23 protein-coding genes are annotated in these 22,678 nt (G+C 55.9%); 14 read left to right on the top strand and 9 right to left on the bottom strand.

The window, feature by feature from the left end:
- Positions 1-101 precede the first annotated feature (101 nt).
- The gene (locus tag ACWKXN_RS04395; protein WP_454543362.1) at positions 102-527 is read right to left on the bottom strand and encodes a VOC family protein; all 426 of its coding nucleotides are present in this window, start codon (positions 525-527) and stop codon (positions 102-104) included.
- Between the two features lie 252 nt (positions 528-779).
- Between ACWKXN_RS04395 and ACWKXN_RS04390 the strand changes: the two genes are divergently transcribed.
- The gene (locus ACWKXN_RS04390; protein WP_320735385.1) at positions 780-1,328 is read left to right on the top strand and encodes a hypothetical protein; all 549 of its coding nucleotides are present in this window, start codon (positions 780-782) and stop codon (positions 1,326-1,328) included.
- A 122-nt stretch (positions 1,329-1,450) separates the two neighbouring features.
- Here the strand turns inward: ACWKXN_RS04390 and ACWKXN_RS04385 are convergent, their stop codons facing one another.
- Complete coding sequence (locus ACWKXN_RS04385) at positions 1,451-2,287, bottom strand: MipA/OmpV family protein (RefSeq protein ID WP_454543361.1); 837 nt, start codon at positions 2,285-2,287, stop codon at positions 1,451-1,453.
- A 203-nt stretch (positions 2,288-2,490) separates the two neighbouring features.
- Here ACWKXN_RS04385 and ACWKXN_RS04380 point away from each other — a divergent pair, with 203 nt between their 5' ends.
- The 3 genes from ACWKXN_RS04380 to ACWKXN_RS04370 all read left to right on the top strand — a co-directional run bounded on the left by ACWKXN_RS04380 (position 2,491) and on the right by ACWKXN_RS04370 (position 5,173).
- On the top strand, positions 2,491-3,168 hold the full coding sequence (locus tag ACWKXN_RS04380) for a response regulator (RefSeq protein WP_048976204.1): 678 nt from the start codon (positions 2,491-2,493) through the stop codon (positions 3,166-3,168).
- The gene (locus ACWKXN_RS04375) at positions 3,168-4,556 is read left to right on the top strand and encodes a sensor histidine kinase (RefSeq protein ID WP_412730745.1); all 1,389 of its coding nucleotides are present in this window, start codon (positions 3,168-3,170) and stop codon (positions 4,554-4,556) included. The genes ACWKXN_RS04380 and ACWKXN_RS04375 overlap by 1 nt, the downstream gene beginning before the upstream one ends.
- Positions 4,557-4,693: 137 nt before the next feature.
- Positions 4,694-5,173, top strand: coding sequence for an RrF2 family transcriptional regulator (locus ACWKXN_RS04370; RefSeq protein WP_029739386.1), 480 nt, complete (start codon positions 4,694-4,696; stop codon positions 5,171-5,173).
- Positions 5,174-5,270: 97 nt separating this feature from the next.
- Here the strand turns inward: ACWKXN_RS04370 and oqxB are convergent, their stop codons facing one another.
- Both oqxB and ACWKXN_RS04360 read right to left on the bottom strand, forming a co-directional pair.
- The gene (oqxB, locus tag ACWKXN_RS04365) at positions 5,271-8,426 is read right to left on the bottom strand and encodes a multidrug efflux RND transporter permease subunit OqxB (protein WP_454543360.1); all 3,156 of its coding nucleotides are present in this window, start codon (positions 8,424-8,426) and stop codon (positions 5,271-5,273) included.
- A 23-nt stretch (positions 8,427-8,449) separates the two neighbouring features.
- A complete protein-coding gene (locus tag ACWKXN_RS04360) occupies positions 8,450-9,625 on the bottom strand; it encodes an efflux RND transporter periplasmic adaptor subunit (RefSeq protein WP_033145392.1) in 1,176 nt (391 codons plus the stop codon).
- Between the two features lie 336 nt (positions 9,626-9,961).
- On the opposite strand from ACWKXN_RS04360, the gene ACWKXN_RS04355 reads away from it, so the two are divergent.
- The 3 genes from ACWKXN_RS04355 (at position 9,962) to ACWKXN_RS04345 (ending at position 11,058) form a co-directional block, all read left to right on the top strand.
- Entirely contained in the window at positions 9,962-10,315 is a 354-nt protein-coding gene (locus tag ACWKXN_RS04355) for a helix-turn-helix domain-containing protein (protein ID WP_033145391.1), read from the top strand.
- A 70-nt stretch (positions 10,316-10,385) separates the two neighbouring features.
- Entirely contained in the window at positions 10,386-10,703 is a 318-nt protein-coding gene (locus tag ACWKXN_RS04350) for a YebG family protein (protein ID WP_039262680.1), read from the top strand.
- Between the two features lie 139 nt (positions 10,704-10,842).
- Positions 10,843-11,058 (top strand): DUF6500 family protein, encoded by a 216-nt coding sequence (locus tag ACWKXN_RS04345; protein ID WP_039262681.1) that lies wholly within the window; start codon positions 10,843-10,845, stop codon positions 11,056-11,058.
- Between the two features lie 320 nt (positions 11,059-11,378).
- On the opposite strand, the gene ACWKXN_RS04340 is transcribed toward ACWKXN_RS04345, so the two are convergent.
- Together ACWKXN_RS04340 and ACWKXN_RS04335 are read right to left on the bottom strand one after the other, a co-directional pair.
- A complete protein-coding gene (locus ACWKXN_RS04340; protein WP_080934407.1) occupies positions 11,379-11,990 on the bottom strand; it encodes a helix-turn-helix transcriptional regulator in 612 nt (203 codons plus the stop codon).
- 14 nt (positions 11,991-12,004) lie between these two features.
- Positions 12,005-12,634: a helix-turn-helix transcriptional regulator gene (locus ACWKXN_RS04335; RefSeq protein ID WP_096150476.1), complete on the bottom strand. Its 630-nt coding sequence runs from the start codon at positions 12,632-12,634 to the stop codon at positions 12,005-12,007.
- A 352-nt stretch (positions 12,635-12,986) separates the two neighbouring features.
- Here ACWKXN_RS04335 and ACWKXN_RS04330 point away from each other — a divergent pair, with 352 nt between their 5' ends.
- The 7 genes from ACWKXN_RS04330 to clcB all read left to right on the top strand — a co-directional run bounded on the left by ACWKXN_RS04330 (position 12,987) and on the right by clcB (position 19,625).
- Complete coding sequence (locus tag ACWKXN_RS04330) at positions 12,987-13,610, top strand: glutathione S-transferase family protein (RefSeq protein ID WP_064672400.1); 624 nt, start codon at positions 12,987-12,989, stop codon at positions 13,608-13,610.
- Between the two features lie 155 nt (positions 13,611-13,765).
- The gene (locus ACWKXN_RS04325) at positions 13,766-14,503 is read left to right on the top strand and encodes a YoaK family protein (protein WP_409245256.1); all 738 of its coding nucleotides are present in this window, start codon (positions 13,766-13,768) and stop codon (positions 14,501-14,503) included.
- Positions 14,504-14,779: 276 nt separating this feature from the next.
- The gene (gene osmY, locus ACWKXN_RS04320; protein ID WP_126544515.1) at positions 14,780-15,490 is read left to right on the top strand and encodes an osmoprotectant ABC transporter permease OsmY; all 711 of its coding nucleotides are present in this window, start codon (positions 14,780-14,782) and stop codon (positions 15,488-15,490) included.
- 18 nt (positions 15,491-15,508) lie between these two features.
- Positions 15,509-16,408 carry an osmoprotectant ABC transporter substrate-binding protein OsmX gene (osmX, locus tag ACWKXN_RS04315; protein WP_454543359.1) on the top strand — a complete coding sequence of 300 codons (900 nt, stop codon included), beginning with the start codon at positions 15,509-15,511 and terminating at the stop codon, positions 16,406-16,408.
- Positions 16,409-16,416: 8 nt separating this feature from the next.
- The gene (gene osmW / locus ACWKXN_RS04310) at positions 16,417-17,064 is read left to right on the top strand and encodes an osmoprotectant ABC transporter permease OsmW (RefSeq protein WP_006808875.1); all 648 of its coding nucleotides are present in this window, start codon (positions 16,417-16,419) and stop codon (positions 17,062-17,064) included.
- Positions 17,064-18,212, top strand: coding sequence for an osmoprotectant ABC transporter ATP-binding protein OsmV (gene osmV / locus ACWKXN_RS04305; RefSeq protein ID WP_029739367.1), 1,149 nt, complete (start codon positions 17,064-17,066; stop codon positions 18,210-18,212). Before osmW ends, osmV begins: the two co-directional genes overlap by 1 nt.
- A 102-nt stretch (positions 18,213-18,314) precedes the next feature.
- Positions 18,315-19,625 carry a voltage-gated ClC-type chloride channel ClcB gene (gene clcB, locus ACWKXN_RS04300; RefSeq protein ID WP_039262690.1) on the top strand — a complete coding sequence of 437 codons (1,311 nt, stop codon included), beginning with the start codon at positions 18,315-18,317 and terminating at the stop codon, positions 19,623-19,625.
- On the opposite strand, the gene bioD is transcribed toward clcB, so the two are convergent.
- From bioD to ACWKXN_RS04285, 3 genes are all read right to left on the bottom strand, one after another.
- Complete coding sequence (gene bioD, locus ACWKXN_RS04295) at positions 19,560-20,255, bottom strand: dethiobiotin synthase (RefSeq protein WP_039262691.1); 696 nt, start codon at positions 20,253-20,255, stop codon at positions 19,560-19,562. The two genes, clcB and bioD, sit on opposite strands and share 66 nt — an antisense overlap.
- Before the next feature lie 130 nt (positions 20,256-20,385).
- Positions 20,386-21,606, bottom strand: a complete 1,221-nt coding sequence (mlc, locus tag ACWKXN_RS04290) for a sugar metabolism global transcriptional regulator Mlc (RefSeq protein ID WP_023311510.1) — start codon at positions 21,604-21,606, stop codon at positions 20,386-20,388.
- A gap of 94 nt (positions 21,607-21,700) precedes the next feature.
- Positions 21,701-22,633 (bottom strand): LysR family transcriptional regulator, encoded by a 933-nt coding sequence (locus ACWKXN_RS04285; RefSeq protein WP_048980481.1) that lies wholly within the window; start codon positions 22,631-22,633, stop codon positions 21,701-21,703.
- Between the last annotated feature and the right edge of the window lie 45 nt (positions 22,634-22,678).

Raw genomic sequence — 22,678 nt, 5'->3', positions numbered from 1 at the left:
AATGCTCCGGATTAAGGCGCCACTGTTCAGAATCTAATAACAGTTCAACTCTTTATTATTCTGACTGATGTTAAACATAGTTCAAAAACGACCGCTTGTGACTATTCTTCGTCTGGGAACGTATCTGCTTCAGGAGAATAATGCTGACAAACGCATGCCAGCTTATGACCGTCAGGATCGCGCAGATAGGCAACATAAAAATCAGGGCCGTACGCGGTTCGTGTCCCTGGCATGCCTTCACTCTTCCCTCCCGCAAGAAGGCCTGCTGCATGGAAACGTCTGACAAGCTCCGCGTTAGCTGCACGGAATGCGAACATTGTCCCGTTTCCCGCCGTTGCGGGTTGCCGGTCAAACGGAGGACAAATGCAGAAGCTAAACCCTTCATCTGGATTATTTTCATCTCCCCACATTGCCCAGTCCTTGGTCCAGGCAGGCAAACGTGAATAGCCAAGCACGTTAAAAATCGCGTCATAAAACGCCGCGGCGCGCTGAAGATCCTTTGTACCTATAGTGATATAAGTCAGCATCTTGTCACCTCCTCTTTGCCGTTTTCTGAACAGCGATTATACCTCAGAGTCTATGATTTTAGCGGCGGCAAAAGGCTGATTTTCACTCCTGTAAGCGCGTGGGGTAAGGGTTCGCAGAACATGTTCTATCGTAATTTCAGCCCCCATCCGCGACGTGAATATCTCGAGTTTTGGTATGTATGCTAAAATTTATCCAACTGAAGACCGAAAACAGTCCTTATAATTTCAGTACGTTAGCCAAAGTGAGCGAATATGGATAATATTCCACATAAGCAGACAGATCGGAAAAGATGCCCCACATGGCTGTGGTGCGGAAGTTTTTATCTTTTTACGTTGCATTGCTCTGCAGATGAAATAAATCTGTATTCAATAAACACCGGCTCATACGTTTATCATCTGACCCATAATCGAGGACAATACACGGAAAACTTTGAAAATAAGTTCATATCCGTGGAGAGGAAATTCTCGGATACGTCGAAATACAGTCTTGTGCTAGGGACAATGAAAAACAGCTTTAATGACAGATGCCTCGCTGCCGGCGTAAGAAGAGACTGGGCTGGATGGGATAACGGTTGGGTTTTTAAAGGAATCTATGGATATGTAGGTGAATTTTTCTTTGATACTTTCGATGATTGTGGTGACCATGGTTCATACCATGATTTTAAAAAAGCAACGGGGATAGGATTTTCGCCCTATATATATCATGGGTTCCAGTATAATTTTACATCTTATTTTGGAATGGATGTGGGTATTATCATACCTTCCGTGTTTGTCATTACGGCACAATGGAGCTTTAGATAAATCCGTCAACCTCGTGTGCAGTGCTGTAATTGTCTGCAAAGGGAACCGCCCCGCCATCTCAACCGGAGCGGCTTTAATTACCGCAAGTGCCTGCTCAAAACGTTAAGCCACCGCAGCCAACATCAAAAACTGTACGTCACCTTCAAACTCCCCGTGGGCGATGTTTTGCGTTGCACAATGGGACTATCACCCGCATCCCCCGTCAGCTGCGTAACGCCCGCTGAGGCAAGCACGCTCCAGCGCGAGGTGAGCCTGTGGGTCCAGTCAAGATTCATCGAGTAGCCATAAATCCCCGCCACGGCGTCATGTCGGGCAAAGCCCGATGCGCTCGACTGAGCGGCGCTGACCCCGTAGTAGGTCTGCATATACTTGTCGGATCCCCAGCTGCCGGTCAGCGCCAGCGTCACCTCATTTTTTGGTGAGGTATAGAACGGGCTGGAAATGCCGAAATGCACCGCTTCACCGTTGTCCCTCTCAGAAACCGGAACCTCTGCCTGCAGCTGCAGGTGAAGCCAGTCGGTCACCCTGTACTCAAGCCCTGGCACAACGATTGCCGAGCCTTTTATCTCGCCCATTCCTCGCAGCTCGTCGCTGCCGGAGCTGATCGAATCGCTGCTCACGTCTTTATCTTTACGCCCAACTCGATAGCTCAGCGCGGCGCTGTAATCCAGGTTGCCGATGTTGTTGCCGTAACCGATCCCTCTCGTGGTGCCGATAAAAAAGCCGTTTGCCATGGCGTACTCCACCACCTGAGCCGCACTGACGCGGGTTTTATCAGAACCCGAGTAGCGCGACGAGACGTCCACGCCGCCCCCCAGGGTTAAGACGTTACCCTGGCTCTGTTCTGCCGCCAGTACGGGCGTAGCCAGTAACGCCAGAACGACGCCCGGCACGATGTTTTTCAGGCTGCGGCCCGGAAGTAAATGGGGGAACGTATGACGCAGTTCGATGTTTCTCATTAAAGAAGCCCTTCTGGATTCAAATGATGACGATGCATGCGGTTAACCGCCAGAACGCCCATTTTGAATACCGACCCTAAGGTTCTTATGAGCCGAACATGAAGAAACACTGAAGCGCGAGCCGGTGCTGTAATCCGGGCAGGTTTCCTGATACCGTTTTTTTCTTAAGATGTTCTTCATTCACGGTTGATACAGTTGCCAGTGTGAAAATTCTACTAATCGAAGACGACCTGGATCTCGGCAACGGCGTACGTATCGCCCTCTCCGATCAAGGGTTTGACGTCATATGGGTACGCCGCAAAGAGGATGCGCTGCATCAGCTGGACGTCTGCGTGCCGGAACTTATTTTGCTCGACCTGGGGCTGCCCGACGGCGACGGCATGAGCCTGATGGCGCGTTTGCGTCAGCAGCTCAAGGGGATCCCGGTCATCATTCTGACGGCGCGAGGCACGCTGCAGGATCGGCTGTGCGGGCTGGATGCCGGTGCGGACGACTATCTCGTCAAGCCATTTATTCTCGCCGAGCTGCTGGCGCGGGTGAGAGCCCTGGCGCGGCGCAGCTACGGTTTCGAGAATGAGGCGATAGAAATTCGAGGCTTATCGCTTCATGTTCCGACGCGCCGCGTGACGGTGAGCGCGCGCCACGTAGACCTGACGGCGAGTGAATATGCGCTGCTGGAAACGCTGATGCTGCGCGCTGACCGCGTGATTACGCGACGGTTTCTGGAAGAACGGATATTCGGCAACAAAGAGAACCTCAGCAATGCGCTCGACGTGCATATGGGAAATTTGCGGCGAAAAATCGGCGACGGCTATGTGCGAACGGTGCGGGGCGTCGGGTATGTCATTGATACCGTCTCAGTCCAGAAGGTGTCCGGGTAATGCAAAACGTCTGGTACCACCTGAGACGCCCAACGCTGGTACGGCGAATTATTATCGCCCAGTTGCTGCTGCTTACCCTGCTGTGGTGTCTATTTTTAACCTTCATTCTGTGGGAGGACCTGCGCAGCCCTCCCATCCTTACGGGCAGTCATACCTACGACACCCTTTTTACCCTGGTCGAGCGGATGGACGAACACCCGCAGGATCGTACCGCGGTGCTGGAAGCCTTTAGCAAGGCGCTGCGTGAGGGCTATGGCGGCGGCGAAGATCCCGCGCTGTCAATCAACTTCATCGTGCGCAAAAATAACGCGATTATTTTTTCATCGCCTGATGCGCCAACGGGGGTAACCAACACCCGGTTTGGGGAAATGCAGCGTGTTCAGAGCGATGGTCGTACCTGGACCAGCCGAACCCTTAAATCCGCTCATTCCGACGTGGAGGTTACCCTTTTCACCCCGGCCGGCGGCTGGAACTTCTTTATCTACCTGAACTCGCGCGGCTACTACATCATGCCGCTGCTGGTCTGCTTCCCTTTTCTTCTGTTTCCCGCGTGGCTGTCAATCCGCATTGCGATGCGCCCCTGGAACAAGGTGGTCAATGAAATTACGCTACGCACGCCTGACGATCTCTCCCCTTTAAAAGCCGTTCCCGGACACAGGGAGCTTCGCCAGATGGTGGATGCGATCAATGACTTCCTTGCCAGGGTGCGTGAAAGCGCGGAAAGGGAACGGGTTTTCATTGCGGATGCCGCGCACGAGCTGCGTACGCCCCTCGCGGCGATGCGCATCAACGTGGAAGCGCTGCAGTCCTGGGTCATCAGTGAGAGCCAGCAGGAACTGCTTGCGGGGGTGATTCGCAGCAACAGCCGGGCAGCGCGTCTCGTCAACCAGCTGCTGCTGATGATGCACAGCGAAGCGCGGATTGATACGGACAGGGAGCCCGTGCCGCTGACGACGCTTATTCAGGAGCGAATGGCCGAGCTGGAACCGCTGGCGTCTGCGCGCAGGATTGAGCTGGAATTCTTCGCCGAGGATGACATCTGGATCCCCGGCGTCAGGGAACGCCTGGTATCGCTTATTGATAACCTCATTGAGAACGCCGTGAAGTACAGTCCCGAGCGCGGGCGAATTCAGGTCGATGTCTGCATAGCAGATGGCTTCGCGCGGCTTCGCGTTTCAGATGCAGGGCCCGGTATTCCGGTTGAACTGCGCGAGCGCGTGTTCGACCGTTTTTTCCGCGACCCCAATCAGGTGCAAAGCGGGAGCGGGCTGGGGCTTGCCATCGTTAAAGCGGTGGCGCAGCAACACAACAGCAGCGTAAACCTGAGTACTTCCGCTGAAGGTGGCCTGATGGTGACGGTTGACTTCCCGAACCGCACGTTTTGCTAAATCAGAACAGGGAGTTCGATCGCAAATGCCGCAGATTGCTTCAAAATAATTACCGTATTTGTTATATTGTTGTTTATTGCTTATTCACCTCTGCGGTGCCAAAAAGAACAAGATTCACCGCAACCCAGGACAGAAAAATGTTAGATTACCGCTTCCCGACAGCTTTGCAGATGGTTCTCAGCGTAGCGATGGCGGAGCAATTGGGTGAACGTTCCACGAGTGCGATTCTGGCCTACGGCCTGGAAGCGAACCCGAGCTTCATCCGCAAATTGATGGTTCCGCTGACGCGTGACGGCATTATCGTCTCAACGCTTGGCCGTAACGGCTCAATTCATCTTGGTCGCCCGCCGGAAGAGATCACCCTGCGCGACATCTACCTTTCGGTCATCGAAGATAAAAAGCTGTGGGCGTCGCGCCCTGACGTGCCGGCCCGCTGCGTGGTCAGCGCTAACGCCTGCTGGTATTTCAAATCGATATCCGAAGAAGCCGAGGAGGCTTCGTTAGCGGTACTGGCCCGCCATACCGTGGCCAGCGCCCTGGAAGCGGTTAAAAATGCCGATAGCAGCGGATGGGATCCGCTCCCGGACCTTATTGCCCAGTATCAAAAAACGTCGTAACGATCTTGCCGGGTGGCGCTGCGCTAACCCGGCCTGCATTCAGATGTAAAAAAACCGCCTTCACAATGAAGGCGGTTTTTTATTATCGGCAACGTCCCTATGCGGGCAGAACGTCCCTTTCCTCTTTTTTCCCGCGCGTCACGAATTTACGCAGCGTCACGTAAAACACCGGCGTCAGGAATAGACCAAACAGCGTCACGCCCAGCATCCCGGAGAAGACCGTGATCCCGGTGACGCCGCGCACTTCTGCGCCCGCGCCGTGGCCGAGGATCAGCGGAATAGTCCCGGCAATAAAGGCGATGGAGGTCATCACAATCGGACGTAAACGCAGGCGGCACGCCTCCAGCGCGGCTTCCATAATGCCTTTGCCCTGAATTTCCAGCTCGCGGGCAAACTCCACGATAAGAATCGCGTTTTTACACGCCAGCCCCATCAGCACCACCAGCCCCACCTGCACGAAGACGTTGTTATCGCCTCCGGTCAGCCAGACGCCAAACAGCGCGGAGAGCATCGTCATCGGCACGATGAGGATCACCGCCAGCGGCAGCGTCCAGCTTTCATACAGCGCCGCCAGGACCAGGAACGCCAGCAGCACCGCGACCGGGAAGACGATCAGCGCCGTGTTGCCCTGCGTCGCCTGCTGGAAGCTCAGGTCCGTCCATTCAATGTTCATCCCGTTTGGCAGGATCTGCTTAGACATCGCGTCCAGCTGCGTCATCGCCTGCGAGGACGAGAGCACGCGCGGGTCGGCATCGCCAATCAGATCCGCCGCCGGGTAGCCATTGTAGCGGATCACCGGATCCGGCCCGTAGGTGGTCGTGATTTTCACCATACTGCCAATCGGCACCATTTCGCCCTGACTATTACGGGTGCGCAGATTCGCAATATCTTCAACGCTGTCGCGGAACTGCCCGTCGGCCTGCGCCATCACGCGCCAGGTACGGCCGAACTGGTTGAAGTCATTCACGTACGACGAGCCCAGATAGGTTTGCAGCGTTCCGAAAAGATCGGTCAGCGACACGCCCTGCGCTTTCGCCTTGTCACGGTCGACCTGCACGTCCAGCTGCGGAACGTTAGCCTGGTAGGTTGAAATCGGGAAGTGCATTCCCGGGGTCTGCATAATCGCGCCGGACATGGTGTTCACCGCGTTTTGCAGCGCGCCATACCCCAGACCGCCGCGGTCCTGGATGTACAGAGAATAGCCCGACCCCTGACCCAGCCCTAAAATCGGCGGCGGCAGAATGGAGAAGCCAAAGCCTTCCTGAATTTGCGCGATTTTCGCGTTGATCTCCGCGTTAATTTCCGCCGCAGTATGTTTGCGCTGGTCGAACGGCTTCAGGCCAAAGAAGACCGTCCCGGTATTCGGCGTATTGGTGAACTGCAGCGCGTTCAGCCCCGGGAACGCCACCGCGTAGTCCACGCCTTCGGTATTCATCCCGATTTCGCTCATTTTGCGGATCACCGCGTCGGTGCGCGCCAGCGACGAACCTTCCGGCATCTTCACGCCGCCAATCAGGTACAGCTTATCCTGCGTCGGAATAAACCCGCCGGGCACCGCTTTAAACATCACGCCAGCGGCACAGAGCAGCAGCAGATACACCACAAATACCGAGCCGCGTCGTCCCAGCGTTTTGCCCACCAGCCCTTGATAGCCGTTCGAGCTGCGGTGGAAAAAGCGGTTAAACGGACGGAAAATCCAGCCGAACAGACGATCGATAAGCCGGGTCGGGAAATCTTTCGGCGCGCCGTGCGGTTTTAACAGCAGTGCCGCCAGCGCCGGAGAGAGCGTCAGCGAGTTAATGGCGGAGATGACCGTGGAAATCGCGATCGTCACCGCAAACTGCTTGTAAAACTGACCGGTAACGCCCGAGAGAAACGCCATCGGCACAAACACCGCGCACAGTACCAGCGCAATCGCGATAATCGGCCCGGACACTTCGCGCATCGCCTGATGCGCCGCCGCAAGCGGAGCAAGCCCCTCTTCTATGTTTCGCTCGACGTTTTCCACCACCACGATGGCATCGTCCACCACGATGCCGATGGCCAGCACCAGCCCGAACAAGCTCAGGGTATTCAGCGAGAAGCCGAGCAGGTAGAGAATGCTGAAGGTACCCACCACCGAAACCGGCACCGCGATCAGCGGAATGATCGACGCGCGCCAGGTTTGCAGGAACAGGATCACCACCAGCACCACCAGCACCACCGCTTCCAGCAGCGTTTGCACCACCGCACGGATCGAATCGCGCACGAAAACGGTCGGATCGTAAGGTGCCGCCCACTTCATGTCCGCAGGGAAGCGCGTGGACAGTTCGTCCATTTTCGCGCGCACCGCGTTAGACAAATCAATGGCGTTCGCCCCCGGCGACTGGAAGATACCAATCCCGACCGCGTCTTTATTGTTCAGCTGGGAACGCAGCGCATAGCTGCCGGACCCCATTTCGATACGCGCCACGTCGCGCAGGCGGACGACCGTACCGTCCTGCGTCGTTTTCAGGACAATATTGCCGAACTCTTCTTCGGTATGCAGACGGCCCTGGGCGTTAATGGAGATCAGGAAATCGCTCTCTTTCGGCAGCGGCTCGGAGCCAAGCTGCCCGGCGGACACCTGTACGTTCTGCTCCTGCATCGCCGTGACCACGTCCGACGCGGTCAGCCCGCGGGCCGCCACCTTGTTAGGATCCAGCCAGACGCGCATCGCGTATTCACCCGAGCCGAAAATCTGGATCTGGCCGACGCCGGGCAGGCGCGCCAGCTCGTCCTTCACCTTCAGCGTGGCGTAGTTACGCATATACAGGGAGTCGTACTTGCCGTTGGGCGAAAACAGATGCACCACCAGCGTCAGCGTCGGGGACTGTTTCTGGGTGGTAATGCCCAGGCGCCGGACGTCTTCCGGCAGACGCGCTTCGGCCTGCGCGACGCGGTTTTGCACCTGCACCTGCGCCTGATCCGGGTCGGTTCCCGGCCGGAAGGTGACGGTGGTGACCAGCACGCCGTCGGAGCCCGCGACGGACTTCATGTACATCATGTTCTCAACGCCGTTGATCGCCTCTTCCAGCGGCGTCGCCACCGTCTCGGCAATCACTTTCGGGTTGGCGCCCGGATACTCCGCGCGCACCTGCACGCTTGGCGGCACGACGTCAGGATATTCGCTCACCGGCAGCAGCGGGATGGCGATTAACCCTGTGATAAAAATCAGAATCGACAGCACCGCGGCAAAAATCGGCCTGTCGATGAAAAAGCGGGAAAAGTCCATGGATGGATTCTCAGGTCAAGGGATCAGTTGAGGGCGGCGCTGGCGGTCATAGCAACGGTTTTCGCGTTAACCGGCATACCCGGCATAAACACTTTTTGTAAACCCTCGACGATAACTTTATCGCCAGGGTTCAGCCCCTGCCGCACGATGCGTAAACCGTCTGCCAGACGGCCCGGCGTAATGTCGCGGCGCTGCGCTTTCCCCTCTTTATCGACGATATAAACGTACTTACGATCCTGATCGGTCAGCACCGCTTTGTCGTCGATAAGCGTGGCTTTGAACTCCGCGCTGCCCGGCAGGCGGACGCGGGCAAATAGTCCCGGCGTGAACTGACGCTGGGCGTTATCCAGCAGCGCGCGCATGCGGATGGTGCCGGTACTCGGCGTCAGCTGATTATCAAGGAAGTCCACTTTGCCCTGGTGGGGATAACCCTCCTCGCCCGTCAGGCCAATCTCAACCGGAAGCGCCGTGTGATTGCTGGACGCCCCCTGCCCGCTGCGGGCCAGATTCTGGTAGTGAAGGTAGGTCGACTCGTCCACGTCAAAGTAGACGTAAACCGTCTTCTGCGAGACCAGCGTGGTGAGAACGCTGGCGGTGTCGCCCGCAGTCACCAGATTGCCGCTGGTGATCAGCGCCCGGCTGGCGCGACCGTCGATAGGCGCGGTGACTTTGGTGAAGTCCAGGTTGAGCTGCGCGGCGTCAACTGCCGCCTGCGCGGCACGGATATCGGCCTGCGCCTGAGTGGCGGCCGAACGACGCTGCTCCCACTCTTCACGGGAGACAACGTTGGTATTGACCAACTTATCGGTACGGTTGGCCTCACTTTGCGCCAGGCTGGCCTGCGTTTTAGCTCTCGCCAGGTTCGCCTGCGCCTGTTCCAGCGCCGCGCGATAGGTTCGGTCATCAATCGTGAACAGCACCTCGCCCTTCTTCACTTCCTGGCCGTCGGTGTAATTCACTTTATCAATGTAGCCGGACACGCGCGGACGGAGCTGAACGCTCTCCACCGCTTCAATCCGGCCGTTAAAGCTATCCCACTGGCTAATGGATTTCACCACCACGTCAGCAGCGCTGACGGCGGGCGCAGGCGGCGCGGCGTTTTGCGCGACGCTGTTGTCGCATCCGACGAGCAGCACGGAGAGCAACATGACCCCCAGCGCGTTCAAATGAAAGTTACCCCAGGTTTTTTGCAGGCTCATTATTTTTATTCCGGTAATTGTCGCCGCCGGGCAAGACGCAGCAGGAGGCACTGCGCCACTTCCTTTGTCCGGTGGCTGTCTTAAGGCCATTTGTGTCGTTCATCGCCACAAAACTGTAACAGTTGCGAATCCACTATCGCGGCGATTGTAGGAAGGCGCTTAACTAAGTGCAAGAATAATTGTTGCACTTTATGTGCTATTTGAGCGGATGTGAAAAGACCCGTTACGGTCAGGGATTTAAATGCAACAATAAAACTTGCAAATAATACAAAAACGCGCCACCTTTTAATGCAATAGACAAAGATACTTTTTAACAGGCAGCGTGGGAGTAACCCGATGAACACTGGCGCATTTATGCATGATTTACTCGACTGGATCGACAACAACCTGGATAGCCGTCTGGACATTGAGTCCGTTGCCAGGCGATCCGGTTACTCAAAATGGCACCTCCAGCGCCTGTTCAAAGAGCATACGGGCTATCCCCTCGCCGGGTATATTCGCGCGCAAAAGCTGCAAAAATCGGTTGAGCGCTTAACCCGCAGCGATGAACCGATTCTGAACGTGGCTATCGCGCTGGGCTTCGACTCCCAGCAGTCCTTCAACCGCAGCTTTAAGCGTCAGTATGGTCAGGCACCCGGGGCGTGGCGGCGGAGTGTGGGTGGCCCGGAATCGCAGCAGCTTTGCCAGTAATGCATATTTTGCTGCAACTTCTATCGGGAGCTGCTATACTGTATATAAATACAGTATAGCGAGGTGCACGATGGCTGTTGAAACAAAATTTGTTGTCGTTAGAAAAGGTGAAGAGAAAATGACATTTGCCAGTAAGAAAGAGGCTGACGCTCACGACAAGCTGCTCGATATGGCAGACGCGTTCACCGACTGGCTGTTGCAAAGCGGAATGCAAATGGATGAAACGCAGGCTGAAAATCTTGGCCTGTATCTCGCCGAGCAGAAAGAGACCGTGCAGCATATTCTGCGTACCAGCAAGCTTCCCGATCTCAATGCTTCAGCTGCAACGGATAAAACAGAATCCGATGCGGCTGACACGAAAAAAATCAGGGCCGTGAAAGCTGCCTGATTGCCAGGAAAATCATTACAGATCCCGGCGCCGTAAGCAGATAACTGCTCACGGCTTTTTTGCTGTCTGTTGGGATCCACTGCCGGTTGATGGTAACAATGTCATTGTTTCATATTCAGAACATAAATAAGGAGATGACGTGCGCCAGGAAATGAAGGCGAAAATTATCAGGATCTGTGATTCAAAAATTGCCTCTAAGGGAAGCCACGTTGGGCTTTCGTTTTATGCTTTTTTTGCTAATAAAAATGACGATCCAGAACTGCTTATGGAAGTTGCGCACTGGTGGATTATGGAAATGAAACTCGATCATTTTGAAAAGGCAGAAAAGATCAGAAACCTCGTCTCAGCCCTGTAACACGCTAAAGCGGGATGGCGGGTGAGGACAAAACCGGAAGATGAATCCCCACCCGCTCGGTCAGGGCGGGAATACTCCTGCCACAGGCCATGACGACGCGCTCTGCATCCCGTTTCTCCCGAAAGGACAGGACGCCAGCTTACACGCCAACTTCTCGTTCAAAGCTGATTTTTTTCTGCTGATGTGCGCTTTGCACTGTGTGTTGAATAGCTTAATGAGATCGTCCGGCGTTTAGCACGTTCGGTGTCAAATCAGCTTTATCGCACCTTTCAGTGTTAATACTAAGTCCTGTAATGCGCTCCGTAATAATAGATGCCGCATTACTGCGGCGGCTGGAGCTTCTGTATCACTTTGCGCAGTTCCAGATCATTCTTGACCCCCAGCTTAAACATAATCTTTCGCTTATGGGTACTGATCGTTTTCTGACTTCGAAACATTTCGCGTGATAATTCAATCCCGGTTTTACCGCTTTTGAGGCCAATAAGTACTTTTTTTTCTGCATCGGTAAAAATCATACCGTCGGTTATATTATTCTCCTGCTCCTGCAGTCGCAGGAAGTGAGCACTGATATAACGTTGTTTTTTCATACTGTGTTTTATTAGCTCACGCAGTTCAAGCAGACGTTCATCCACACAAAGCAGTGAACAACGGTATGACCTCATGAGCTGATGCGCCAGCTTCTCCTGACATGCAGAGAGCATAACCAGAGCAGTTCCTTCACCTGGCCGGCAGAGACTTTCGTACTCCGCGGCGGAGATATCAGTAAGCGTGTCATATGCAGAGAAATCAAGCAAAGTCAGATGTGCATTGTCATGCCGTATAACTTCATAATTCCATTCGGGATTTTGTTCGCAAAAAGCCTTCAGGCTGGATAGAAACCCATTCAGTAAAGTCGGATGAACCACACGGGAAAAAACAGTAAAAGTAAACATAGTTCTCCAGATGTTCAGACTGAATAGATCTGATCCAAACGATTAAGCAGATCCAGCCAACTGGCTGACTTTTGCAGCCCCAGACGCAACCGGATGTTATGTTTATGGGTGAAGACCGTTTTATATCCCATATGGCGCAGACTGGCGATTTCATAGGCACTCAGACCTCGGGCGAAGTCGATAAGAATATTAAGCTCAGAGTGTGAGAGCCTATTTTTTTTATTCATATTATTTATTAGCATGGGGCGTGAAGGCAAATATCCTGATCTGAAATTTTTGGATAACATGCGCTGAGAGAGTTCTTCTTCCAAATAATTCTCACAGAGTAGCGTCTGTACACCAAGCTCGTACATCAGTCTAATAAGAAGGACATCTCGTTTTGCAACCCATACGATAATTTCTTTTCCCTGCATTATCAGATGATGAATTATCCGTAATAGAGAATATATTTCTTCACCGGCACCACTAACGCCTGCAGCGAATAAAGACGTTTGATCAGTAAAGAGGGTTACCTCCTCTATCAGCTCGTCTGGTTCAATCACCAGCAGGGAGCTATTGGCGACCTGGATGCTGTTTTTAGCCGCATTGCGAAACAGTGGCCGGGGTTCATAAAGTATAATTTCTGTTATTTTTGGCTGTAACATCGTATCATTTATAAATATAAGTCAATACTAATAATATTAGAGAAACATGTTGAAATATTGGAGTGGTTTTATGTCCAATAAAGGATGTCAATTGTATATAATTATTTTCCAGGGGATTCCCGGGGCGGAATTTATTTTTTCGGCAGGAAAACGGTGGTCGCTGGCTTTGTACCATCGACAACTCCTGCGGTACGAGCGCGGGGCAGTTGTCAGCGACGGCAAAAAGATCGGCATCCGCCGGAAGTGGTCGATTGGGCAAGACAGTACATCCCACTAAATTTTGCCCCAACCTTCCCCGCGCAACTGGTGTATTGTTTTTAGACAATTCATTCCTCTAAAGGACACCTGCGCAATGATCACCATCCTCGGCAAAACCACCTCCATTAACGTTCGTAAAGTGCTCTGGACCTGCGAAGAAGCAGGCCTCGAATATCTACAGGAAGATTACGGCAGCGGTTTTGCCTCAACGGAAACGGAGGCCTTCCGAGCGCTGAATCCCAACGCCATGGTGCCGGTGCTGATCGATGACGACTTCGTGCTGTGGGAATCCAACGCCATCTGCCGATACCTGGCGCGCAAGGCCGGACGTCACGATCTGCTGCCCGCAGAACCGCAGGCCTGCGCCAACGTTGAGCGCTGGATGGACTGGCAGGCAACCGAATTTAACAACGCCTGGCGCTATGTCTTCCCGGCGCTGGGGCGTAAAAACCCGGACTTTAACGATCCAGAACGTATTGCGGCGGGAATAAAAGAGTGGAACCACTGCATCACCATTCTGGAAATCCAGCTGCAGCGCACCGGGGCCTTTGCGGCGGGCGAGACGTTTACCCTTGCGGATGTCGTGCTTGGGCTGTCGGTGAATCGCTGGAAAATGACACCCTTTGATAAGCCCGACGTGCCCGCGATCGAGGCCTGGTTTGAACGCCTTAACCAGCGACCGGCGTTTTTGCGTCACGGAAATAACGGCATGATTTAAAGTATTCTCGACCCCATTTTGAGTAAGGATATTTTAATTAATTACTAAACCCTGAAAGTCGTCAGAGGAAATAATAATTAAGCCATATCCTGGACAGCCCGTTGCGCCGCTTTGCTAGCCTGAATATTCAGGCAAAGCTCAATCTGGAGGTATTCTTGCTGATTAGACTCAAGAAAGAACGAACGCATAAGGAGGATCGCCGGCTTGCTCTCTGGCTGGCGACCTCGGCAGGTTTGCTGAATGCCATCGCTCTCGGGGCATTTGGTTTTTTCCCCTCACACATGACCGGCAACACCTCACAGTTATCGAGCGAAGTCTCTTCCACCGATCTGAGCGATATGATTTTCTTCGGCTCGATTATTCTCTCTTTTGTCGCAGGCGCCATTATTGCGCGCATGATTGTGATATGGGGCATTATTCATAACGTCAGGCTGGTTTTTTGCCAGATCCTGTTTGTCGAAGGGTTATTACTGACCGGCGTCTCCTTCTACGAGATGTATTTTCATGCCCTCACCAGCAACCGCATGATTATTCTTTTTCTGTGCGGACTAATGGGCATTCATAACTCCACCTCCACGCAGCTTTCCGGCGGGCGGGTGAGATCAACGCACATTACCGGCACGCTGACGGACGCGGGGATATCCCTGGCCTCGGTACTGGTGGCGATGCTGCGCAGGGATTACTCCAAAGATACGGCGGCGCAAAAAAGTCAGCTGACAACCCACTTAACCACTCTTTTCTCGTTTATTTCGGGCGGCATCGCGGGGCTGCTGCTGTTCAGATGGATCGGGTTTAACGCCATGCTGGCGCTCGGGTTGATGCTCGCCGTGGTCGCTATCGTTTCAATTATCACCGTCTCGACGCGGGTTCGACGGGTTCGTGCCTCTCTCTGAAGTTAATGACCGATATCCGGCGTATGAGCTCCTTAGATGTGACACCGTCACATCTAAAAATTCGCTTTAGGACTATTCTGTCTGACCCTCAATCAGCCCTTATGCCATAAGGCCTAACCCAAGGTTGTCACTGTTTTCATAGGGTTACTGATTTTACCCCTTCGCTGGAACCCTTCCCAAACGCTTGCTATAGGTGAAATACCCCTGCCGAAACATGGCATAACAACAGGCAACCGGTGGTTGCTATAACGCATGCGCACAGGGAGACACACCGCAATGCACCCATTACTCAAACGTTCGCTGCTGTTTGTCGGCGCTATTATCGTGGTCCTCGCCCTCCTCGTCTGGGGTATCGGGATGGAGACGATAAGGGCGCGCCAGGTTGACCTGGTTTATCTCGGGCAACAGCACATGATTCTGGTTTTCTCATCGATGTTTTTTGCCCTGCTGGTCGGTATTCCGGCCGGTATTCTGCTGAGCCGCCCGGCCGCGCGGGGTATCGCCGAATATGTGATGCAAATTTTTAACGTCGGCAACACGCTCCCGCCGCTGGCCGTACTGGCGCTGGCGATGGTGGTGATTGGCATCGGCGATACGCCCGCCATCATCGCCCTGTTCCTCGCCTCGCTGCTGCCGATCGTGCGCAATACCTACGCCGGGCTGTGCTCGGTACCGCCGTCGCTGCTGGAAGCGGCAAACGGCATCGGGATGACCAAATGGCAGCGTCTGCGTCAGGTTGAGCTGCCAGCCGCCTGGCCGGTCATGCTCTCGGGGATCCGCATCGCCACCGCCATTAACGTCGGTACCGCGCCGCTGGCGTTCCTGATTGGGGCCAGCAGCTACGGCGAGCTGATTTTCCCCGGTATCTACCTGAACGATTTCCCGACCCTGATCCTCGGCGCGGCGGCCACCGCCCTGTTCGCCCTGATCCTCGATACCCTGCTGGCGGCGCTGGGTCGCGTAATGAGTCCCCATCTCGCTCGATAACTATAACAAGGAGCTTCTATGAGACTGTTTTCCGGCCTGACGGCGCTGTGTGCCGCGGCGCTGTTCACCAGCCAGGCGATGGCGGCCCCGCTGATTCTGGCGACCAAGAGCTTTACCGAGCAGCATATTCTCTCGGCGATGACCGTGCAGTACCTGCAAAAGAAAGGTTTTCAGGTCCAGCCGCAAACCAACATTGCCACGGTGATCTCCCGCAACGCGATGATCAACAAGCAGATTGACATGACCTGGGAGTACACCGGCACGTCCTTGATTATTTTTAACCATATCAACCAGCGCATGTCGCCGCAGGAGTCTTACGAGACGGTGAAACGCCTGGACGCAAAGCACGGTCTGGTCTGGCTCAAGCCCGCCGACATGAACAACACCTACGCTTTCGCCATGCAGCGCAAGCGCGCCGAGGCGGAACACATCAACACCATGTCGGAGATGGTGGCGAAGATTGAGCAGGTCCGTAAAACCAACCCGGACAAAAACTGGCTGCTTGGCCTGGACCTTGAATTTGCCGGACGCAGCGACGGCATGACGCCGCTGCAGGAGGCCTACAAGATGGAACTGGACCGCCCGCAAATCCGTCAGATGGACCCCGGTCTGGTCTATAACGCGGTGCGCGACGGCTTCGTTGACGCCGGCCTGATTTACACCACAGACGGGCGCGTAAAAGGCTTCGACCTCAAGGTGCTGGAAGACGATAAAGGCTTCTTCCCGAGCTACGCGGTAACGCCGGTGGTGCGTAAGGACACGCTGGAGGCCAACCCCGGCCTGGAAGAGGCGCTCAACACCCTCTCGGCCCAGCTCAACAACGACGTTATCACCGAGCTGAACAAGAAGGTGGATATCGACCATCAGTCACCGCAGCAGGTCGCCCGCGATTTCCTGCGTAGCAAACAGCTGCTGTAGGAGGCGCTATGGAGACGATTCACTACATTCTGGACAACTGGGATTACCTCTTAACCCTCACCCTTCAGCACCTGTGGCTGGTGGCGCTGGCCGTAGGTTTAGCCATCATCATCGGCGTACCGCTGGGCATTCTGATTGTCCGCCATAAGTGGCTGGCTACGCCGGTGCTGGGGATAGCCACCATCGTGCTGACCATTCCGTCCATCGCCCTGTTTGGCCTGATGATCCCGCTGTTTTCGCTGATCGGTCAGGGTATTGGCGCCCTGCCCGCGATCACGGCGGTGTTTCTCTACTCGCTGCTGCCGATTGTGCGTAACACCCATACGGCGCTCGACAGCCTGCCGCCGGGCCTGCGCGAAGCCGGACGCGGCATCGGCATGACCTTCTGGCAGCGGCTGCGCTGGGTCGAAATCCCGATGGCGCTGCCGGTGATTTTCGGCGGGATCCGCACCGCCGTGGTGATGAACATTGGCGTGATGGCGATTGCCGCCGTGATCGGCGCGGGCGGTCTGGGCCTGCTGCTGCTCAACGGCATCGGCGGAAGCGATATTCGCATGTTGATTGCGGGCGCGCTGATGATTTGTCTTTTAGCAATTGTGCTCGACTGGCTGCTGCACCGTCTGCAGGTGGTTCTGACTCCAAAGGGGATTCGATAATGATAAAACTGGAAAACCTCACCAAACAATTTTCACAGAAGCACGGCCAGACCTTTAAGGCCGTCGACAACGTCAACCTGACCGTGCCCGAAGGGGAAATGTGCGTCCTGCTCGGCCCGTCCGGCTGCGGGAAGACCACCACCCTGAAGATGATTAACCGCCTCATTACCCCGAGCAGCGGGACGATCCTGATCAACGGTGAAGACACCAGCGGGATGGACACCGTCACCCTGCGCCGCAACATTGGCTACGTTATCCAGCAGATTGGCCTGTTTCCGAACATGACCATAGAAGAGAACATTACCGTCGTGCCGCGCATGCTGGGCTGGGATAAAGCGCGCTGCAAAACCCGCGCCGAAGAGCTGATGGATATGGTGGCGATGGATCCGCATAAGTTCCTCAACCGCTACCCGCGCGAGATGTCTGGGGGCCAGCAGCAGCGTATTGGCGTCATCCGCGCCCTGGCGGCGGATCCTCCGGTACTGCTGATGGATGAACCCTTCGGCGCGGTGGACCCGATCAACCGCGAGGTGATCCAGAACCAGTTCCTGGAGATGCAGCGCAAGCTGAAAAAAACCGTCATGCTGGTCAGCCACGATATCGACGAAGCCCTGAAGCTCGGCGACCGTATTGCGGTGTTCCGTCAGGGAAAAATCGTGCAGTGCGCCAGCCCGGATGAACTGCTGGCGAAACCGGCGAACGAGTTTGTCGGCTCGTTTGTCGGTCAGGACCGCACCCTGAAGCGTCTGCTGCTGGTATCGGCGGGCGACGTCACCGACCAGCAGCCGACCATTACGGTGCGGGGCTCTACTCCGCTTCCCGACGCCTTTGCGACCATGGATGATAATGACATTCGGGCCGTTACGGTGGTTGACGAGCACGGCAAACCGCTGGGCTTTGTGAAGCGTCGCGAAGCGCGTAACGCCAGCGGTACCTGCGCCGACATCCTGCATCCGTTCCGCATGACCGGCAAGGCGGAAGACAACCTGCGCGTGGTGCTTTCACGTCTGTATGAGAGTAATACCAGCTGGATGCCGATCGTGGATGAGGACGGTCGTTACAACGGCGAGATTTCGCAGGACTATATTGCCGAGTACCTGAGCTCCGGGCGCACGCGTCGGGCGCTGAATATTCATAGCGACAGCTAACCTTTCTGGCCGGGCATCGCCCGGCCTTTTCGCACGCAGACCTTTTGCTAACCCCGCGATTTCCCGCCACAATATCGTATCGTCCCCGTTAAAACGCGACCCATGCAACGTCTTCATACCTACCCCGATATCCGCGCGATGTTTCGTCGCCTGCTGATTGCCACCGTCACCGGCGTGCTGGCCGCGCTCGCCGTTGCGGTATTCCGCCACAGCATGTACCTGCTGGAGTGGCTGCTTCTCAGCAACGACAGCGGCAGCCTGGTGAATGCGGCCGCGTCGCTCTCGCCCTGGCGACGCGCATTGACGCCAGCGCTGGGTGGGCTGGCTGCCGGACTGCTGCTCTGGGGATGGCAGCGTCTGACCGCGCAGCGGCCTCATGCCCCCACCGATTACATGGAAGCGCTGGAGACCGGAGACGGCCAGTTTGACTACGGCGCCAGCCTTGTGAAATCCCTTGCCTCGCTGCTGGTCGTGGCCAGCGGAAGCGCCATCGGGCGTGAAGGGGCGATGATCCTGCTCGCCGCCCTCGCCGCCTCCCTTTTCGCCCGGCGCTTTACGCCCAAATCCGAATGGAAATTATGGATAGCCTGCGGTGCCGCCGCCGGGATGGCCAGCGCCTATCACGCGCCCTTAGCAGGAAGCCTGTTCATCGCGGAAATTCTGTTTGGCACGCTGATGCTGGCCTCGCTCGGCCCCGTGGTGATTGCGGCGGTGGCGGCGCTTCTTACGACGCAGCTCCTGGCACCGGGCGCAGGTACGCTCTACGCGGTCCATCTGAGCGGCATCCTCACCGCGGCCGATTATGCTCTTCTCGTCGCGATGGGGCTGGTCGCGGGCCTCTGCGGACCGCTACTGATGTGGCTGATGGACGTCAGCCACGGGCTTTTCCTGCGCCTCAAGCTTTCGCCGCCGTGGCAATTAGCGCTGGGCGGTGCGATCGTCGGGCTGCTGTCTCTTCTCACGCCGAAGGTGTGGGGGAATGGCTACAGCGTGGTTCAGGCTTTTCTGCTCGCCCCGCCGCTGCTGTCGGTGATTGCCGGGGTGTTCATCTGTAAACTGCTGGCGGTACTGGCGAGCAGCGGATCGGGCGCGCCCGGAGGGGTGTTTACGCCCACGCTGTTTGTCGGTATGGCAACAGGAATGCTGTTCGCGCAGCTTTTCGCGCTGTGGCTACCGGGCTCTGAGACGGCGATTTTGCTGGGTCTGGCGGGGATGGCAACGCTACTTGCCGCGACCACGCATGCGCCCATTATGTCAGCGCTGATGGTCTGTGAAATGACCGGGCAGTATTTTTTACTGCCCGGCTTGCTGGTCGCCTGCGTGGTGGCGTCCGTGCTGTCGCGGACGTTACGCCACGACTCGGTCTATGGTCAACACGCCACCGAGGGCAGAGAGATCGATGTACTGCGCTAGCTCGCGCTGCTCGGCGCGGGGCAGATAAGGCAGTTCACCCACCAGCGGCCCGGGCAGCTTTTTGCTCAGCACGTCGATGATCTCGGCGTAGTGCGCCAGGCCCGGATTGATGCGGTTTGCTACCCAGCCAATCAGCGGCAGGCCATCATTGGCGATCGCCTGCGCCGTCAGCAGCGCGTGGTTGATGCACCCTTCCTGGATACCCACCACCATTACCACCGGAAGCTGTTCCTGCACGACCCATTCGGACAGCGGGCGCAAATCATTCATCAGGCTGCGCCAGCCGCCCGTCCCTTCCACCACCACGTGGTCCACCTTTTCGCTCAGGTTCGCCAGGCCGTCGGACAACAGGGGATAATTAATCAGGCCGCTGTGCGCTACGCTGCTCTCCTCTTCGCTTAACGCAATGGGATTGACCGCGTGATAAGGCAGTTCCAGCGACGAGACGCTTTGCAGCACCAGGGCGTCTTTATTACGCAATCCCTCTGGCGTCTCTTTACTGCCTTTTGCGACCGGTTTGTACCCTGCCACGCGTTTACCGCTTGCTGCCAGCGCCTGCAGCAATGCGCGGGATACGACGGTCTTGCCGACAGAGGTATCAGTACCAGTAACAAAGAAACGCTTAAGCATGACTCACTCCACCTCTTGGGTATGCTTCGAAAATATAAACCAGGTAAATAATTCAGTGGAGGAAGTCTACGGGATGCGTGCGCTACCCGGCTTGAGATAGCGCAATTTTTCTTACATCTGCGGAAAAGAGTTAACCCTGCAACAGGCGGATCAACAGCGAGCCGTTATACATGGCATCTTTGACCAGCGCCGCGCCGGCCATGGTTCCCTGGTTGGAAAACTGGGTGCTTTCTACCGCAATATTTTTGCTGTAGGCGGGAAGCGACTGCTGATGGATACAGGCCGAAATCGCCGGGAAGAGGATCTCCGCCGCCTGGCTCAGCGGTGAGCCAATAAGGATTTTTTGCGGGTTGAAGAGGTTCACCATAATGGCCAGAATGCGGCCAACGTTATTCCCCACGCCGGTAATAATGTCCTTCGCCAGCAGATCGCCCTGGCGCGCGGCGGCGCAGAGGGAATCCACCGTCAGGGGTTGTCCGTGCAGCGAGGAGCTCATGGACTGGCTGAGCCGGACCTGCGCCAGCTCCAGCACGCTTTCCACGCTGGCAATGGTCTCCAGACAGCCGTGGTTTCCGCAGTAGCAGCGCTTGCCGTACGGATCGACCTGGGTGTGGCCAATTTCCACCAGGCTACTGCTTCCGGCGTGGAGAAGACGTCCGTCGGTAATCACGCCCGCCCCGACGTTATGGTCGATGACCACCTGAATCACATCCCGCGCACCGCGCGACGCGCCAAACAGCGCCTCCGCCATCGTCCAGGCGCTGATGTCATGCTGAATATAGACCGGCACGCCGGTATGGTTTTTCAGCACCTCGCCCAGCGGCATCTCTTTGACATCGTCGTAAAACGGCATGCGGTGAACAATACCGTTTTCGGTATCAATAATGCCCGGCATGGTGATGGCAATCGCCGTTAAGCGTTCCAGCCGCTGCTGATGGCGGATAAAGAAGTGATCGATATGCGAGACAATCGCGTCGAGGAGCGGTTCCTCCGCGTTGAGCGGCAGTTCAAGCCGGTCTTCCACCACCAGCTTGCTGCTCAGGTCGCGCAGCGCAAGGAAGATCTCCCCCCGGCTGATGCGCAGTGACAGGTAGTGCCACGCTTCCGTTTCAACCACCAGCCCGACTGCCGGACGACCGCGGCTGCCCGGCTCCTGAATTTCCGTCTCCTGAACCAGGTGCGCTTCCAGCATCTCGCGGACAATCTTGGTGATACTGGCAGGTGCCAGTTGTGCCAGGCGCGAAAGATCGATACGCGAAACCGGACCAAGCTGATCAATCAGGCGATACACCGCGCCAGCGTTGGTCTGCTTAATCTGATCGATATGCCCTGGCTGACTATCAGCAACCACCTCGTACTCCCTTATTTTCGAGCTTCGAAATAAACTGTTTGCTATGGTGAAGCACTTGCATGGCCGTCGTCAAATATTTACTTAGCCATGTGATTTACCGCACATTTTTACCCTCTTTTGCGTGAAAATGCCGCCCGGCAGAGGCGCTCATTAGCTGCTGTTTGAAGCGCTGTGCGGCATGGCTCTGTTCACGGTGTTTTGACCACACCAGCCACATTTCGGAAACGGCATCCTCTTCGGCGATGGTCACCCAGCGCATTTCGCGCAGCTGCACCCGCTTAAAGGAGGCCGGAAGAATAGATACGCCCAGACCGGCCGCGACCAGGCCGATAATGGTCATCGCTTCCCCTACCTCCTGAGTGATGACCGGGGCAAGATCGTAGCGGCGCATCAGCCCCAGGATATCGTCATACAGACCCGTCCCGACCTGCGGGTCAAAAAAGACAAACGGCTCTTTTGCCAGCTCTGCCAGCGAGACCTCCGGACGCGACGCCAGCGGGTGATCGTGCGGGATCATAGCCATCAGCGGTTCGCGCAGGATAACCTCCCACGCCAGCGTGTCCGGCAGCTGGGTGTTACGCATCAGCCCCAGATCCAGCGCTCCCTCATTCAGCGGTGCAATCTGCTCGCGGGTGTTGATTTCGCGCGTCTGAATGTGAACATCCGGAAAGTGGCGACGAAATGACGATAGGGTCTCCGAGACGGCGCTAATAAACGGCGCGGACGAGGTAAACCCGATCCGAAGCTCTCCGGCTTCCCCGAGATAGAGCCGTTCAGCACGGGCGGCGGCGTCATCGACCATGCTCAGAATTTGTCGGCTGTCGATCAGGAACTGTTTACCCGCCGCCGTCAGGCTCACGCTGCGGTTGGTGCGGGCCAGAAGGCGCGCCCCGACCTGCTGCTCCAGGATTTGAATCTGCTGGCTTAACGGTGGCTGAGAGATATTCAGGCGTGCCGCCGCGCGGCCAAAATGCAGCTCCTCGGCGACGGCGACAAAGTAGCGAAGATGACGCAGCTCGATATTCATATTTTTAAAGTATCATTTGAGATTATTAATATATTAGACAGAATA

The sequence above is a fragment of the Enterobacter sp. UPMP2060 genome (assembly GCF_053709655.1).
The sequence above is the reverse complement of the archived record's forward strand: the minus strand, read 5'-3'. Positions and strand labels throughout refer to the sequence as shown.

Excerpts from the sequence above, each read along its gene's own strand:
- ACWKXN_RS04395 (WP_454543362.1), bottom strand. The coding sequence starts at position 527 with ATGCTGACTTATATCACTATAGGTACAAAGGATCTTCAGCGCGCCGCG.
- ACWKXN_RS04390 (WP_320735385.1), top strand. The coding sequence starts at position 780 with ATGGATAATATTCCACATAAGCAGACAGATCGGAAAAGATGCCCCACA.
- ACWKXN_RS04385 (WP_454543361.1), bottom strand. The coding sequence starts at position 2,287 with ATGAGAAACATCGAACTGCGTCATACGTTCCCCCATTTACTTCCGGGC.
- ACWKXN_RS04375 (WP_412730745.1), top strand. The coding sequence starts at position 3,168 with ATGCAAAACGTCTGGTACCACCTGAGACGCCCAACGCTGGTACGGCGA.
- ACWKXN_RS04370 (WP_029739386.1), top strand. The coding sequence starts at position 4,694 with ATGTTAGATTACCGCTTCCCGACAGCTTTGCAGATGGTTCTCAGCGTA.
- oqxB (WP_454543360.1), bottom strand. The coding sequence starts at position 8,426 with ATGGACTTTTCCCGCTTTTTCATCGACAGGCCGATTTTTGCCGCGGTG.
- ACWKXN_RS04360 (WP_033145392.1), bottom strand. The coding sequence starts at position 9,625 with ATGAGCCTGCAAAAAACCTGGGGTAACTTTCATTTGAACGCGCTGGGG.
- ACWKXN_RS04355 (WP_033145391.1), top strand. The coding sequence starts at position 9,962 with ATGAACACTGGCGCATTTATGCATGATTTACTCGACTGGATCGACAAC.
- ACWKXN_RS04350 (WP_039262680.1), top strand. The coding sequence starts at position 10,386 with ATGGCTGTTGAAACAAAATTTGTTGTCGTTAGAAAAGGTGAAGAGAAA.
- ACWKXN_RS04340 (WP_080934407.1), bottom strand. The coding sequence starts at position 11,990 with ATGTTTACTTTTACTGTTTTTTCCCGTGTGGTTCATCCGACTTTACTG.
- ACWKXN_RS04335 (WP_096150476.1), bottom strand. The coding sequence starts at position 12,634 with ATGTTACAGCCAAAAATAACAGAAATTATACTTTATGAACCCCGGCCA.
- ACWKXN_RS04330 (WP_064672400.1), top strand. The coding sequence starts at position 12,987 with ATGATCACCATCCTCGGCAAAACCACCTCCATTAACGTTCGTAAAGTG.
- osmY (WP_126544515.1), top strand. The coding sequence starts at position 14,780 with ATGCACCCATTACTCAAACGTTCGCTGCTGTTTGTCGGCGCTATTATC.
- osmX (WP_454543359.1), top strand. The coding sequence starts at position 15,509 with ATGAGACTGTTTTCCGGCCTGACGGCGCTGTGTGCCGCGGCGCTGTTC.
- osmW (WP_006808875.1), top strand. The coding sequence starts at position 16,417 with ATGGAGACGATTCACTACATTCTGGACAACTGGGATTACCTCTTAACC.
- osmV (WP_029739367.1), top strand. The coding sequence starts at position 17,064 with ATGATAAAACTGGAAAACCTCACCAAACAATTTTCACAGAAGCACGGC.
- clcB (WP_039262690.1), top strand. The coding sequence starts at position 18,315 with ATGCAACGTCTTCATACCTACCCCGATATCCGCGCGATGTTTCGTCGC.
- bioD (WP_039262691.1), bottom strand. The coding sequence starts at position 20,255 with ATGCTTAAGCGTTTCTTTGTTACTGGTACTGATACCTCTGTCGGCAAG.
- ACWKXN_RS04285 (WP_048980481.1), bottom strand. The coding sequence starts at position 22,633 with ATGAATATCGAGCTGCGTCATCTTCGCTACTTTGTCGCCGTCGCCGAG.